This is a genomic window from Immundisolibacter cernigliae (assembly GCF_001697225.1).
GTDB classification, from domain to species: Bacteria; Pseudomonadota; Gammaproteobacteria; order Immundisolibacterales; family Immundisolibacteraceae; genus Immundisolibacter; species Immundisolibacter cernigliae.
In genome coordinates, this window is the sequence record NZ_CP014671.1 from 765,440 (window position 1) to 779,751 (window position 14,312).

Genomic DNA, 14,312 nt, shown 5'->3' on the forward strand with positions numbered 1-14,312 from the left:
GGAACGCGCGGCATTGATCCCCGTGGGCACGCAGCACCGTGCCCACGCGTGCAACGCGAAACGCTTGCCACTACCGCGAACGCATACCTCCGTCCACACGCAATACCGTCCCGGTGATGTAACGCGCCTCGTCGCTGGCCAGAAACACCACTGCGTCGGCGATATCCTGGGGTTCAGCCCAACGGCCCAGCGGCGTCGCCTGACTGATCAGGGCACCGACCTGCGGATCGTTCACGTACGCGGCCGTCATCGCCGTCTTGACGCCACCGGGCGCCACCCCGTTGACGCGCACGCCAAGAGCGGCGACCTCGACCGCAATTTGGTTGATCAGGCCGATCGTGGCGTACTTGGAGGCGGTATACGCCGCGCCTCCGCCGCCGGCACCAAGCCCGGCCACCGACGCCGTCATGACAATGTTGCCGCCGGTCTTCCTCAGCTCGCCGATCGCAGCCTGGCACGTAAAGAAATACCCCTTTACATTGACCGCCATGACGCGATCGAACAGCGCCTCGTCGATCTCGCCAAACGGCAGAAAGCTGTCGAAAACCCCAGCGTTTGCAAACACCACGTCGAGCCTGCCGTGCGCCGCCACGGCCTGTCCCACCAATGCCTCAACGCTGGCTTTACGGGTGGTATCGACCTGGCCGAACGCGGCCTGTAGCCCATGGGCGCGGATTTCCGCCGCCACCGCCTCCCCACGCGCGGCGTCGATGTCCCCAATCAGCACAGCAGCGCCCTGCGCAGCAAATGTGCGCGCCGCCGCGGCTCCGATCCCCGAACCGCCACCCGTGACTATCACCGACCTTCCATCGAATCGAGCCATGTCCAATTCTCCCGAACATTACGGCGGCACGCTGCCGACTCAGCCGCATTCCCGCACCGCCATTTGTGGGTCGCTACGCACCACCCCACCGTGTCTGTTCTTCTATACGCGCGCGCTGACCACCACGCTTCGGCGATTCACGCCTCCCGCGCTCGCAGGCGCCCGCCTTGCAATCGAGCCCACCCTACTGCACCAATCGCTTGAGTGCTTCTATATCAAATTCCTCAACCCGCGCGCCCGGCGGATCGATCACCCAACTGGGTGTCGACACTAGTGCCGTTGCGTGCATACGCTGATAATCCTGCGTGATGTTACCCGCGAAATACATTACATCCTGACCACGCCCGTTCCGGGCCACAGAAAACCGGTTAATCGTATACCGCCAAAACTCGCCTTTTTTGTCAAATGCCTCACTGGACAGCACCAGCGGCGAGTACGGACTGGCGGACATCCAGACGATTTTCCTCGACAGCAAATGCGTGGCCTCGGGCGTAATTTCAAGTTTATAGGCATCAACTGGCTCCCACCGATCAACCGGCTGCCAATGCGGCGCATTCTTGAAATCCATGCCAGGGATGTCAGCCAACTTCGCCTTGTCTGGATCCCACATGAATGGCGGATCGCCGTGCACAATTGCAAGCACTTTTCTTTTTTCAATTAATTTGACTTGTTTGTACCACGTCGGGTGGGCATTTAGTCCAAACAGCTCATCCTGCAAAAGATCCGTTCCTTGCACCGGATCCGCCCACGACCCGCTCGATAACCGCCGCACCCTGCGCAGGCTCCGAACATACACATACACATCATCAAACCGCGCGTCACCGTAACGTACCTGAAAGGTACCGCTACCCCGAATATCCTCAGGACTCAAACCAATGAATGTTTGTAGGATTCGCCGCGTACCATCCCCCATAGTTGGCTCGCCCGAATTACGCCCTAACAGATAAAAACGCGCGAAACGATAGGTATTAACCGTCTCGATGCCTTTCTCGCCACCGATGGTCACCACCATCATCGGCGAAAACACATTGACGTCCCCATAAATCGCTCCGTAGGCCTGGTTATAAACCACTTTATCCCCCGCGTTTGGATCGGCCTCGTCGATCTCCGGAAACGGCGCGCCGGCCACAAATCCGGCTACCCTCCGCGTCGCAGCATCGAACCGGACTTGATTAGAGTATTGACGCGTGCGCTCGAGCTTCGACGGATCCTCGGGCAATTCCGACGCTGGGTAAAGCATCATTTTAAGACCATGGTTTTTTATGACCCACTCCTGACGCTCGGTCAGCAATTGCCCAATGCTCACTCCAGCCAGCGTCTTGCTCTTTAGTTCATCAATATTCTGCGCTGACATGACAGTGCCGGCTGCCACCTCCTCCGCGCGCGCCGCAGTCACTCCACATTGCAGCACTGACAACAACAGCATGCCCAGCCACGGAGCCAACGCTCGGCCCGCTCGGCCGTGTTTTTGCACATATCCGTTTGTCATTGAGTCTCTCCTTAAGTAAGGTCCCAGCCTGGACGGGCTTGGCCCCGCGGCCAAAACCACTCACACTAACGTCCAGGCTAAAATTGGTATGTGATCCGGAGCGCAAGCTGATCGTGTCTCGCCAGTGTTCCAAATAGTCGGGTATCCTTCTCAATTTCTCCCCCGACGTTATCCTGCTTTGAGTGCTTCGGCAGAAACAGGTCAGCCTCCGCCCGAATCCTCCAGTTATCGCCAATTCGCACGTCAACGGCCGGAATGATGAAAGCGTCAAAGTTTCCGGCGTCGATCGCGACCGCTAACGACGGATTCAGGCGATCGTATCGATAATTAAGCGTCAACGCGCTCGTGATATAGGTTGTGTGTGGTCGACGCTTAGCGCCATAACCAAACAACTCCACAATGTCGTCGCTACCTTTGTAGTTAGGTATCCAAGTATCAAACACTTGTAGCGATACCAGCGACGGACGCACCGTCCCCAGCAGTCGCGTCAAGTCAACCTCCTTGTCTACGCCGAGCATGATTTTTATCGTGTCTTTCTCTTTTATCTTGCCGAGCCCGGGCAGCGCCAGCGACAACATTCCCGTGGGTGCCCCCAAAAGAACCGCATTATCCGGTCCAAACCCGCCGATCACTGCACCGGGAACCGGGTCCAGCCCGGACACGCGATCATCGTAGCCAAGGCCAAAGGCGCCTAGATCGACGAAGGTCGATGTTCCGGTGTTATAAGGTAAGTTAGGGTTGTAGGCAACCTCGCCGCGAATTACCGAGTCAATCACTCCAGAATAAGCATTAAAGGTCACGCCGAACGTCTCAACCTTGGGAAATACGATCTCAGCAGGCTGCGCGAATCCGCCCTCGAATGCACCGAGGCCGCCGGCGCCGCCAATCCGCGGATTACGCAGCACGACCGGATCATTCATCAAGCCGCGATAGTAGTTCAGACTGTAGCCCACTTGCCCGAATTCACCTGACCAACGGAACCCATAATTGGCATCCTTGACATCGCCAATTTTATGATGATAGTTGTACGGCGCAATCGCCAAGATATCAAACCCACGTGTCGGCTGCGATGCCCAGCGCCCACCCTCAAACGCCAGACTGTTACTGACGTCCTCTCCAGCATCCCAGCCCGGACGGTAGACAAGCTGGAAAGTGCCATTCAGTTCAGGAACGGCAATCTCAACGTTCCCCAGAATCAACGGCTTTCGTAGCTCTTCATTTTCCAACTCCAGAAAACCGCGCCAGCGCATATCGTAGCCATGGATAATGTCCATTGCCCGGAAAAAATCGGTCTCACCCCAAACCACCTGCTGTTTGCCGAGCTTGAAATTAAACCGCGACCCTGCAGAAAACTTCACATACAGCTCGCGCAATTCATCCTCGTCATAGTCATTGAGGAAGGCCTTGCCGCCAAACCCAAACAGCGAACCATTCGCCACAACCGGCCCCAGCGCACCGGGAACGGGCCCACCGGGCGACGCGGTAGACAGAAAGCTCATCCCGGCTAACCCCCCCGCCGGAACCACGCCATCGATCACCCGAAGCGGATTGGCCTTCGCCGTGTTCTGCAAGCGCCTTTCAAAATTGGTGTGCCCTTCCCTAACCGAACGCCCAATCGCGACCACCGTGAACGGTTCTAAATCGAGGGTGCCGCGAAGCTGGAGCGTAGTGCGTGCCATCGACAGCTGACCGCCGCCATCGACCGAATCGACCCCACCTCCGAGCGGTGCGAAAGGAGAATACAGACCGCTGCCGCTCACCGCCTTCAGCTCGGGAGCATCCCGCAGATTTAACGACACGTGCTCACGAAGATACCCACCGTAATCAAACTCGACACCTTCAGCTGGTGCGGCCATGCACATCACACCCGCCATCGTGGCAAGACACCCCTTCCCAACGAAATCCTGAATTGCGCGCATCTTCCATATTTTCATCATCCACCTCCACTGAAAACATCTCATGGTGCTAATTCCAAGGGGCTCCGGGACTTCTTCCTGCAGCCACCCAGACTTCGCGAATTTCAATTCACAACGGATATATCAGGTAACGAGGCGGCACATTATCCAAATACACCACCTTTCGCAAAAATAGCGCACCTTCTTCTCCGACCGCTATCTGATCTTCGTAATGACCCATTGCCAGCATACCAGCCGTTCCGTCGCCCAACGTATAGCCGACGAGAAAATTTGCCTGAACCTCGTAGACACCACTGCCCAGGTCCATGGTCATGGTGCGCTGAATGCTGTGCCGCGTGCGATATGGCTCGACGGTCCCCGCCCATACCTCACGCACAAACTTGACTCGGTCAAGAATCCGTTCCCTCGAGTCGTCCAACATGTAGGCTAGCGGCAAATCCTGCTCGACATTCTCGATGCTGACCACCGCATAATAGCAATCTTCCGCAAACAGTGCAGGCCAACGTTCCCATTCCTGTCCGTCCACAACGAGCGCATACAAGCCCAGCAACTCGTCGATGGCGCGACAATGCTCAAGATAACTAACCATCCGCGCTGCCCTCCGGCGCAAACCCCATTCTGGTTCTATAGTGCGCCCACCATTCCGTGTTGCTGGCCTCGTCGTTCTGGCTCCATTGATCGCGCGGTTTACCGACTCCCTTGACGAATCGAGCATAGCCCCCATCGTTGGTCGTCAGTTGTACGCGATTGTAGATTGCCGCGTCCTCTATACTGATGTAACCGGATGGGCCAAGCAGGTTTGAAGACTGCCGAACCCGGTGTTCCAGATACTCCGGTGTATCATCTTGATGGCCGAAAAAAGCATAACTCACCTCGGTTCTGTTCACACCCAGCGGCCGCGCGAAGCGAATGTTGATAGTGTCCAGATGTTTGGTAATGCCAGTCACTGGGCGCAACGCCACGACTCGCGCACGATCATCGGTACCCAGAAAGGAGATGGCCGACGGATCGTTGAGAAACCCGTTGTCGACGTAATGATTGATCTGGTAAAGAATGCACATGTGCCCATAGGGTCGAGTTGTTATTAATTGGCCTTTGCTTCCATGCCAATTCAGCAAGCGAAACGCCGCGTGCAGCAGCGGTGCATGATAGGGGTCATTATCAATATAAGCCTTCCAGTTGGCCTGATAGATGACTTTTTGATAACCGATTAATTTCAAGCGCCCATCATCTAACATGCAATCGGCAAGCGGCGACGCGGCTGCCCCAAGGAACGACTGCAGATCGGGCGCCAAGCTGTCACGGCTTACAAATATCAACCCGGCGTGTTCGGCGACGCGCAGCGGCACCAGACTGTAATCGGTCTCGCAAAAATCCGACCGAAACTCCTTACGCCCTGGAGCGCCGATAAAGCCCCCATCGTTCCCAAACAACCAACGGTGATATGGACACTCAAACTGGGCTGCTACCCCGCATCTGCGTTGTTCGAGCAAGGCGCCTCGGTGGGAACACGAATTAATGAACGCTCGAACCTCGTCGTCAGCCGTCCGGGTAAGGATGACGGGCACTTCCGCGAGCCAAGTGGTTTTAAAACTACCAGTCGCTGGCAGTTCCGCGCGGTGGGCCACGGGGTGCCAGTAGGGTCCATAAAAAAAGCGCTGCAACTCCTCCCGATAAATGGCCTCGTCGCTGAAAATCTCCTTGGGCAGCTTTGTCGGTTCACGAAAGCGGAGCGCCACTTTGCGGCGTACTGCCTCAAAATCATTGGACATAATGCCCTCCGGCAAGGTTCGCATCATCGATGGTTACGTGTCACGTCCCGGCCGATTATTTGGCCTTCGATGAAACAGCTCCGGTTTTGAAGCGTACCAGTGCTGAAGCGCTTGAGCCGGAGTCTGGGCGTTCAGTGCCTTCTGCGGCAAGTGGTGGTTGTAGAGCGTGACATAGCGGTGCAGGGTCTGCTCCAGGTCCTCGCTGGACCTGAAGTGGTGCGTGCGCAGCAGGTCCGCGATGCGCCCGTTGAAGCGCTCGACCATGCCATTGGTCTGCGGGTGGCGCGGGGGCGTCAGACGGTGCTCGATGCCCAGTTCCTGGCACAGGCGATCGAACTCATGCGTCCCGGTCGGGGCCCGCGCCCGGCTCCCGAACAGCCGGTCCGTGAACTCGGTGCCGTTGTCGGTGAGCAGGCGCGTGATGCGCACCGGGCAGGCCGTGGCCAGGGCACTGAGGAAGGCGCGCGCCGAGCGCGCGCTCTTGTCGGCTTTCAGGGCCACGTAAACCCAGCGGGTGGCCCGATCGATGGCCACGAACAGGAACCGGCGCCGGTCCTCGTCGGCCATCTGCGGCAGGTACTTCACGTCGACGTGCACAAAGCCGGGCACGTAGGTCTTGAAGGTCTTGCTGACCGCTTTGTCCGGCGCCGGGCGCAGGGCGCGCAGGTTGCCCACGCCGTGGCGGCGCAGGCAGCGGTCCAGCCCGGAGCGGGACACGTCCGGACACAGGAACTCGCGCGTCACCGCCAGCAGGTCGTCCAGCGGCAGCAGCAGGGCCCGGCGCAGGTAGACCACGATCGCCTCCTGGCCGGGGGTCAACGTCGTTTGCAGGCGGTGCGCGGTGTGCGGCCGGTCGTAGACATCCGGGCGCCGCTTCCATTTGTAGATCGTCGGCTCGGTGACGCCAAAGCGGCGGGCCAGCACCGCCACCGGCTCATCACTGGCCGCGATCTGCGCCCGCACGTGGGGCGTGGTGCGGGCTTGTTTGTGCAGTGCAATCAGCATGCGGACACCTCCCGATCAACCGCTTTCCCGTCCCCTGCCAGCTCCCGGAACACCTCGCGCGCCAGCAGCAGCGGGGACCGAGACGGAACTATATGATGATCCGGGATGGAACAGTTACGGGCCCGACAGCGGATGCAGATGGGTGACAGCGCCCAGCCCATTGGCGAGCGTTTTCCACGATTCTCCCGCATCATAGGATGCGCGCACCTCACCGCCCGTCGTCCCGAAGTACACCGCCGGCCCCCCCGAATCGGACAGCCCGGTCTCGAGAGCCCACACCATGTCGAAAAGGGCATGTTGCGCGGAATCCGGAACGGCTTCCCAGGACTTGCCAGCATCGAACGATCTGTGGATCGTCACGTCCGCGCCTTTTCGGCGCCGGATCCGTGACGGCTTCAAAAAATAGACATTGCCGGTCACTGCGCCAGCAGCCATACGAATCAAGGACGCCCAGTGTGGCGGAATTCCGTCCGCAGCCGCCAAAAATACCAGCTCCGGATTGTTCACCGAAAAAGCAATCGCATCCTCTGCGTAACGCCGATGACCCAAACCAATGTTGGCCTGCTGCCAAGCGATGCCACGGTCCTCACTTCGATAGACGCCTTCGCCACCCCGATAGATACCGGTATCGAAACCCGTGGCGGCAACGAGTACATTTGGCCGCAGCCGGTGAGTCACCACCCTGTGCAGATCATGCCCCAGTCCTTCGGCAACAGCCCACGTTGCACCCCCGTCCCGGCTGATCAGGAACGAGCCAACCTCAATGAGCGCATACAAAGTTTCGGGATCATCCGGACTGACCATGATGCACCGCACATGGGGTATTTTGGGTGGTACTGGAAAGCTCCAGTCCTTTGCTTGAGGAAGAGCATTAATATCGCCACAAACAGACCAAGCTGCGTTAGAGAACCTGAAGATGCCCGCCGGCTCTGTCCCAGCGTAAATAGTCGAGGGCGTGTGGGGATCAATGGCCAGCGAACGAACATCCCGGTATGGTAAATTGGCAGTAATATCGGTCCAGTTCCTGCCGCCGTCGTCAGTGAGCAGCACTCCCTTCTTCAAGATACTAACCACGGCGCGGTGGCCATGCGACGCCATGGCCATGAACTGATTGCCAGTAAATTGGGGCGCACCAAGTCGCCCTGCATCGTCCAGGGTACACAACCCACGCTCGCCAGCAACAATCAACATATCAACCCCCTCCAGGCTTCTTCAAACGCCGACCACTCCCATTGAAAACTGTCCAGCCGCGCGCAGTCTGTCGATCCAGCTGTCCTGGCTACCTAGCCCCTGCGTCATCGGCATGGGTTACAAATGGCTCGGGAATATGCAGCTCATGGGTCACGCGTATCGCATCGACGTGGCAGTCGATGGCACACAAACGACAGGAGTGGCACTCGTTGGGGTACATGATAACGGCTTTCCAGCCTTTAACCTCCCACGGCTTGCCGATCTCGACCAGCCGAAGCACGTCGGTTGGACAGCTATCGATACAGTCATTGCAGCCATCACACAACTGCAAATCGATGTGCTCGATCATTGCTTACACCTCCAGTGCGTAACGGGCGGGCACCGTGTAGGGACTTGGATTTCTGCCGGTCGGCGGCTTGATCGGCCACCGCTCAAAAGGCAGGTCGCGGGTACTAAATACAGGGGTGTCACCATTGGGCGCGCGTCGGACCTTCAGCCATTTCAACCAGGCGTCGTTGTCCTGGGCGGGATGATCGACGCGAAATAATTCACCGCGACTCTCGGTTCTCTCCAACATTGCTTGACACGCCAAGATTGCCAGGTCCAGATAATTCTTTACCTCGTGGGCTTTTTCGAGTTCATGGATATCTGGCGCAAATATCATCGGTATCAATTCATTGCGAATTCCTTCCAGATCGACGATCGTCTTCTGGATTCGCGCCGCCGTTTTGAAGAGCGCGAAGGTAGGCCTCGATGTGATGTCGCCGATCGCCATCCACACATCGGATGGGCGCACCTGACGCAGGCGCTGCATCGGCTTGAAATAACGGTCAAGCACGGCATCAACTACCCCCCTATTGACGGGAGCAAGTTGAGCACCGACGCTACGGCGAACCGCATGTTCCGCCGCGCGATAGCCGCAGACCATCGAGAAAGTGGATATGCCGCTTCCGGATATTCCGGACATTAGATGCGGGCATGATGAGCCGTAGCCGGCCACATATAGGCCGGGAATATTGGTGGCGGCATCGAGATCGATATCCGGACCACTTGTACTCATTGTACCGATGACCACGAACGGTCCCAGTTCCAGTAAGTCCTTGGAAGGATCGATATTAAATTCCTTGAAGGCGCGCTCGACCGTCGGGCTGATTTCATAGAGCACCGCAATGTCTTCAGCAGGCACATGTCGCAAGTCAAGGTGACATGGTCCGCGCCCCTCAAGATTTTCGGTTATGGTTGCGCGGGCAATCTGGAACAGGCCGGCAAGGTCGCCCCATGTCGGGTCATAGTGATCCATGTAGCGATCGCCGTTGGCATTTATGAAATGCGCTCCGACGCCCTGAATTTTCGCCTGCCCAGGCGTGAAGAACTTACCATTGAAGTTGCTCCATGCGGCAAACTGCGCGAACTCCATGCCAGCGAACTCGGCACCAATGCGCCAGGCTGCCGCATGGAGTTCGCCCGTGCAATGGTCGCTAAATGCATAATGAATTCTTGGATAGAACGGTCCGGGGTTCAGAATCACGTCGTTGGCGCGGAATATGTGAGGCTGGCCCGTCCTTACATGAACGCCAATGGCGCCGGAGACGCTGCCGCCGGTCGGGTATTGACCGTCGCTGGTCAGTAATTCGATGACGGCGACTTTTTCGACCAGCTTGACTCGCGCGGCCTTCAAGCGCCGTCTGAGTACTTCCATGCATGCGCGTCCATCGACGCCCAACGTTGTGCACAATCGGTGGCCGCGCACCTTGACATACTTAAGCGAGCCATCGGCGTTGCGTGAGTATGGCACCCCCCAAGCGATCAATTGCTGAGTTCGATCATAGGCTTCAACGATGTATTGTCTGACCCAGTCTTGATCGGCCAGGTAATTGGCGCCAACAACGAACTCGTCCATCCAAGCGGTGAGTTCATCACCCTCGACGCGGTGGTCTGGCGCAAACTGACTGTGCACGTATGTCGAGGGGCCGGCACGAGCGACGGAGGCCTTCTCGACGAGGATCACCTTGGCGCCCAATTCGGCAGCCCGTAGCGCGGCAATCGCGCCACCGAAGCCACCTCCGACCACCAACACCTCACAATCCAGTTCAAGACGATCCATTTTTGAGTCCGCTCCAGCGATAATAAGAAATATATAAAACGCGGCTCCAAGCAACGTGTCAACCTATAAAAGGCTATTCATATTGGCCATGAGTATCGTGTTATGCGTGATGAGGGCTCGGCGCCGGTACAAGAGTAAGCGCCCGTCGGACGCGCGCCGCCAAACATCCTCACGGCGGGCTGCGACATGTTCTTCTTGGTCCAACAACCGGTTACGCATCAAGATGATCACCGAATAAACCTTCAGTTCATCGTCCACGTCGCCGTGTTCGATTTCAATGTTGGAAACGGTACGCACCTCACGTGGACGCGGGTCCATACTCGACGGCCCGGGGCGTGACATGCGGGCCAGACGCAAAGTCAGCGACTCATAATCGTCGTCGTAGTGATCAGTATCGATATCACGAGCTGCATTGGCGGCGCGTAAATAATGGGTGCGACGGGCCGGCACAGAGTAATGGATATCTGGATCCAAAAGGGCTCGCCACCCCTCAAACTGGAATCCATCCAGCAATCGGGCCTCGCGAAACAGGCACTGCTCCACCTCATGATGGAGGGACATATCTGTCACGTCCCGGCCGATTATTTGGCCTTCGATGAAACAGCTCCGGTTTTGAAGCGTACCAGTGCTGAAGCGCTTGAGCCGGAGTCTGGGCGTTCAGTGCCTTCTGCGGCAAGTGGTGGTTGTAGAGCGTGACATAGCGGTGCAGGGTCTGCTCCAGGTCCTCGCTGGACCTGAAGTGGTGCGTGCGCAGCAGGTCCGCGATGCGCCCGTTGAAGCGCTCGACCATGCCATTGGTCTGCGGGTGGCGCGGGGGCGTCAGACGGTGCTCGATGCCCAGTTCCTGGCACAGGCGATCGAACTCATGCGTCCCGGTCGGGGCCCGCGCCCGGCTCCCGAACAGCCGGTCCGTGAACTCGGTGCCGTTGTCGGTGAGCAGGCGCGTGATGCGCACCGGGCAGGCCGTGGCCAGGGCACTGAGGAAGGCGCGCGCCGAGCGCGCGCTCTTGTCGGCTTTCAGGGCCACGTAAACCCAGCGGGTGGCCCGATCGATGGCCACGAACAGGAACCGGCGCCGGTCCTCGTCGGCCATCTGCGGCAGGTACTTCACGTCGACGTGCACAAAGCCGGGCACGTAGGTCTTGAAGGTCTTGCTGACCGCTTTGTCCGGCGCCGGGCGCAGGGCGCGCAGGTTGCCCACGCCGTGGCGGCGCAGGCAGCGGTCCAGCCCGGAGCGGGACACGTCCGGACACAGGAACTCGCGCGTCACCGCCAGCAGGTCGTCCAGCGGCAGCAGCAGGGCCCGGCGCAGGTAGACCACGATCGCCTCCTGGCCGGGGGTCAACGTCGTTTGCAGGCGGTGCGCGGTGTGCGGCCGGTCGTAGACATCCGGGCGCCGCTTCCATTTGTAGATCGTCGGCTCGGTGACGCCAAAGCGGCGGGCCAGCACCGCCACCGGCTCATCACTGGCCGCGATCTGCGCCCGCACGTGGGGCGTGGTGCGGGCTTGTTTGTGCAGTGCAATCAGCATGCGGACACCTCCCGATCAACCGCTTTCCCGTCCCCTGCCAGCTCCCGGAACACCTCGCGCGCCAGCAGCAGCGGGGACCGAGACGGAACTATATGATGATCCGGGATGGAACACATATCCACCTTGCGCTCCTCGGACATAGTGGACCTCGCTAAGTCAGTTTACGGGGCGCGAGCGGAATTTCACGCCAGCTCTCCGCCTGCATGAACTCGGCCCACCGGCGGTAATAGCCACGGAAACAAGTATCCGACACGCGCTGGTCGATAAGGCCTGGCAGGTCCGACCTCTCACGCTCACGCCCCAGGCCCATGGCGTAGTGAGAATCGCGCCGCGATCCTTGCGTTGCATTGACGGTCATGGCAATCCGTTCCATGTTCGCGCAATCATCGGTTTCGAACATGCCGGAGGTCCCCAGCATGCGTGCATTGAAACGCACCATCTCTCTTTTTAGATCCGGCGGAAGATCACGTTCGACAACCGTCCACATGGCAATTTCACACTCGTTAGGACCTTTGGGATGGATTTGCCGAAACGTAAAACCCGGCACGAACAAGAAATTGGGGAATACGCCACCGTCAATGGACGAGCCGACAAACCAAGCGCGGCGCTCGCCCAAGTGCTCGATATATCGCTGGCGCTGGCGATTGACATAGGCCAGCCAAGGCGCCGGGTCTTTGAAAAGTCCGAATATGCCTTGGCCGTCGAAATTGGCATTCCAGCCGTGGCCGTCTATGGTCGCTGAAATACCGAGTGCATCCACGTCGGTCTTCTCGCCCACCTCGATACCGATCTGCATGCCGCGGTCTCCCATGCACACGCCCACGGCAACGGCATGTGCAGCGAGCACATGGTAGGTATCAGCGACGATGTTTTCCGCGGCGATCTTCCAGTTGCACTTCAAGCGTTGCCGCATCGTCCCGCCGAGGAACTCGACTCCCGCTGGCAGCGGGTCAAAAATGGCGTCGAGGTACCACGCAAAGTCACCCAAGTAATCACGCAATGATGGGGCTGCTGGGTCGAAATTGGCGAAGTACAACCCTTTGTAAGACTCGACTCTGATGCTCTGCAGCCCCCATTGCCCTTTGTCCAGCTGGTGGTGATACCCGTCGCCGCCTTCGCGTGGCACATTGAGAAGGGTTCCGTCGGCGCCGAACACCCAACCGTGATAGGGGCAGGAAAAACTTTTGGCATTGCCTTCCTCCGCCATGCAGAGCAGGGGGCCGCGATGCGAGCAGGCGTTCAGGAAGGCGCGGATCGAGCCATCCTCCTGCCGGATCACCAGCACCGGATCCTCGCCCATGAATGTGGTCAGAAAATCACCTGACTTCGGCAGCTGGGTATCGTGGGCCACGAACTGCCACGTGCGACCGAAAACGTTCTCAAGCTCATTCTTGTAGATGTCAGCATCGCTGAATACCCGGCGACTGACGTAAGCGCCGCTTTCGCGAACCAGCGTTTCGATGCCCTTCATCGTTGCCTGCCTCATGCTGTTTGATCCACCAGGTTCTCCTAGGGTGCTACCGGCGCCTTGACCTGCTACCAGCTCCAACCGTGCACGGGCGCAACCCACGCAGCGCCGAAACCCCGACCACCAATGGTGAACAACGCCGGCGCCCGGTCAGCGACAATTCGGGGCCAGGCACCCGGTCGGCCCCTCGCGCTGACGATTGCGCCGGCTTCGCCAGAACCCCACAGCCAGTCGGCCACGACCACTTTACAAGCGTTAAAATTTTCGTGAACCGTAGCAGGATAAAAATTGGCTTGTCAACACCATGAACAAATTGCCCACACCGCACCCATCAACCGATACCCGCGAACATTTGTTGCGGCTGGCAATCCGCCTGTTTGCCGAGCGCGGCTACAACGGCCTGACCATGCGCGACCTTGCCGAAGCCTGCGCGGTCACTGCACCGGCCTTCTACTACTACTTTCCGAGCAAGGAGAGCCTGTATCGGGAGGCAGTGCGGGCGGCGTTCGCGGTCGGCATGCAGGGGATCGATGAGCTGGTTCAACGGGAGTACGATTTTGAAGGGTTCGTGTATACCTTTACAAAACTCCTGGTCGATGCGTTTGCCCGTTCCGAAGGTTTCCGAACCTTGCTGATCCGCGAGCTGCTGAACAACAACGCCGCGCACCTTGCGTTCATCGGCGAGGAGGTTCTTGGGCCGGCGATGCGGCGCATTGCCGAGCTTGCCCAGCCGCTCATGCCGGCCGAGGATGCCCGTCTGGTGGGCTACTCGGTGCTGTCGCTGGTGATCGGACAGTTCACCCTGGCGCCGGTACGCGGCTATGTCAGCGGCGACCGACCCGGCGAGCTCGACGCGGGGCAAGTCGTGGAACATGTCGCCAGGCTATTGCTGCACGGCATCCGCCGCGGCTGAGCCGATCCCGGCAAGATTGATCCGGCGCGATCCGTGATATGTTAACCGTACGACCGGTCAGCCAGGCGGGTGTCGCCCGCGCGGACTTTTGCACAGCATC

The 14,312-nt window shown here is 58.9% G+C and carries 13 protein-coding genes; 1 reads left to right on the forward strand and 12 read right to left on the reverse strand.

Annotated elements, in window-relative coordinates:
- Nucleotides 1-70: 70 nt before the first annotated feature.
- From PG2T_RS03600 to PG2T_RS03650, 12 genes are all read right to left on the reverse strand, one after another.
- On the reverse strand, nt 71-823 hold the full coding sequence (locus tag PG2T_RS03600) for an SDR family NAD(P)-dependent oxidoreductase (RefSeq protein ID WP_068802866.1): 753 nt from the start codon (nt 821-823) through the stop codon (nt 71-73).
- A 184-nt stretch (nt 824-1,007) separates the two neighbouring features.
- Complete coding sequence (locus PG2T_RS03605) at nt 1,008-2,312, reverse strand: DUF1329 domain-containing protein (protein WP_068802867.1); 1,305 nt, start codon at nt 2,310-2,312, stop codon at nt 1,008-1,010.
- Between the two features lie 77 nt (nt 2,313-2,389).
- A complete protein-coding gene (locus PG2T_RS03610) occupies nt 2,390-4,246 on the reverse strand; it encodes a DUF1302 family protein (RefSeq protein ID WP_145930980.1) in 1,857 nt (618 codons plus the stop codon).
- A 91-nt stretch (nt 4,247-4,337) separates the two neighbouring features.
- Nucleotides 4,338-4,817, reverse strand: a complete 480-nt coding sequence (locus PG2T_RS03615; protein ID WP_068802869.1) for an aromatic-ring-hydroxylating dioxygenase subunit beta — start codon at nt 4,815-4,817, stop codon at nt 4,338-4,340.
- A complete protein-coding gene (locus PG2T_RS15340; RefSeq protein ID WP_145930981.1) occupies nt 4,810-6,000 on the reverse strand; it encodes an aromatic ring-hydroxylating oxygenase subunit alpha in 1,191 nt (396 codons plus the stop codon). The genes PG2T_RS03615 and PG2T_RS15340 overlap by 8 nt, the downstream gene beginning before the upstream one ends.
- A gap of 33 nt (nt 6,001-6,033) precedes the next feature.
- Nucleotides 6,034-7,005, reverse strand: a complete 972-nt coding sequence (locus tag PG2T_RS03620) for an IS481 family transposase (RefSeq protein WP_068802538.1) — start codon at nt 7,003-7,005, stop codon at nt 6,034-6,036.
- Nucleotides 7,006-7,119: 114 nt separating this feature from the next.
- Nucleotides 7,120-8,196, reverse strand: a complete 1,077-nt coding sequence (locus PG2T_RS03625; protein WP_068802870.1) for a WD40/YVTN/BNR-like repeat-containing protein — start codon at nt 8,194-8,196, stop codon at nt 7,120-7,122.
- An 88-nt stretch (nt 8,197-8,284) separates the two neighbouring features.
- Complete coding sequence (locus tag PG2T_RS03630; protein ID WP_068802871.1) at nt 8,285-8,545, reverse strand: 4Fe-4S dicluster domain-containing protein; 261 nt, start codon at nt 8,543-8,545, stop codon at nt 8,285-8,287.
- A 3-nt stretch (nt 8,546-8,548) separates the two neighbouring features.
- Complete coding sequence (locus tag PG2T_RS03635; RefSeq protein WP_068802872.1) at nt 8,549-10,300, reverse strand: FAD-binding protein; 1,752 nt, start codon at nt 10,298-10,300, stop codon at nt 8,549-8,551.
- A 63-nt stretch (nt 10,301-10,363) separates the two neighbouring features.
- The gene (locus PG2T_RS03640) at nt 10,364-10,861 is read right to left on the reverse strand and encodes an aromatic-ring-hydroxylating dioxygenase subunit beta (RefSeq protein ID WP_068802873.1); all 498 of its coding nucleotides are present in this window, start codon (nt 10,859-10,861) and stop codon (nt 10,364-10,366) included.
- Nucleotides 10,845-11,831 (reverse strand): IS481 family transposase, encoded by a 987-nt coding sequence (locus tag PG2T_RS03645; RefSeq protein ID WP_068802874.1) that lies wholly within the window; start codon nt 11,829-11,831, stop codon nt 10,845-10,847. The genes PG2T_RS03640 and PG2T_RS03645 overlap by 17 nt, the downstream gene beginning before the upstream one ends.
- Nucleotides 11,832-11,982: 151 nt before the next feature.
- Complete coding sequence (locus tag PG2T_RS03650) at nt 11,983-13,302, reverse strand: aromatic ring-hydroxylating oxygenase subunit alpha (protein ID WP_068807673.1); 1,320 nt, start codon at nt 13,300-13,302, stop codon at nt 11,983-11,985.
- 301 nt (nt 13,303-13,603) lie between these two features.
- On the opposite strand from PG2T_RS03650, the gene PG2T_RS03655 reads away from it, so the two are divergent.
- Nucleotides 13,604-14,212, forward strand: coding sequence for a TetR/AcrR family transcriptional regulator (locus tag PG2T_RS03655; protein ID WP_068802875.1), 609 nt, complete (start codon nt 13,604-13,606; stop codon nt 14,210-14,212).
- The last annotated feature ends 100 nt before the right edge of the window (nt 14,213-14,312 follow it).

Bases quoted from the DNA above. Each gene is read 5' to 3' on its own strand.
- PG2T_RS03600 (WP_068802866.1), bottom strand. From the start codon at position 823: ATGGCTCGATTCGATGGAAGGTCGGTGATAGTCACGGGTGGCGGTTCG.
- PG2T_RS03605 (WP_068802867.1), bottom strand. From the start codon at position 2,312: ATGACAAACGGATATGTGCAAAAACACGGCCGAGCGGGCCGAGCGTTG.
- PG2T_RS03610 (WP_145930980.1), bottom strand. From the start codon at position 4,246: ATGAAAATATGGAAGATGCGCGCAATTCAGGATTTCGTTGGGAAGGGG.
- PG2T_RS03615 (WP_068802869.1), bottom strand. From the start codon at position 4,817: ATGGTTAGTTATCTTGAGCATTGTCGCGCCATCGACGAGTTGCTGGGC.
- PG2T_RS15340 (WP_145930981.1), bottom strand. From the start codon at position 6,000: ATGTCCAATGATTTTGAGGCAGTACGCCGCAAAGTGGCGCTCCGCTTT.
- PG2T_RS03620 (WP_068802538.1), bottom strand. From the start codon at position 7,005: ATGCTGATTGCACTGCACAAACAAGCCCGCACCACGCCCCACGTGCGG.
- PG2T_RS03625 (WP_068802870.1), bottom strand. From the start codon at position 8,196: ATGTTGATTGTTGCTGGCGAGCGTGGGTTGTGTACCCTGGACGATGCA.
- PG2T_RS03630 (WP_068802871.1), bottom strand. From the start codon at position 8,545: ATGATCGAGCACATCGATTTGCAGTTGTGTGATGGCTGCAATGACTGT.
- PG2T_RS03635 (WP_068802872.1), bottom strand. From the start codon at position 10,300: ATGGATCGTCTTGAACTGGATTGTGAGGTGTTGGTGGTCGGAGGTGGC.
- PG2T_RS03640 (WP_068802873.1), bottom strand. From the start codon at position 10,861: ATGTCCCTCCATCATGAGGTGGAGCAGTGCCTGTTTCGCGAGGCCCGA.
- PG2T_RS03645 (WP_068802874.1), bottom strand. From the start codon at position 11,831: ATGCTGATTGCACTGCACAAACAAGCCCGCACCACGCCCCACGTGCGG.
- PG2T_RS03650 (WP_068807673.1), bottom strand. From the start codon at position 13,302: ATGAAGGGCATCGAAACGCTGGTTCGCGAAAGCGGCGCTTACGTCAGT.
- PG2T_RS03655 (WP_068802875.1), top strand. From the start codon at position 13,604: ATGAACAAATTGCCCACACCGCACCCATCAACCGATACCCGCGAACAT.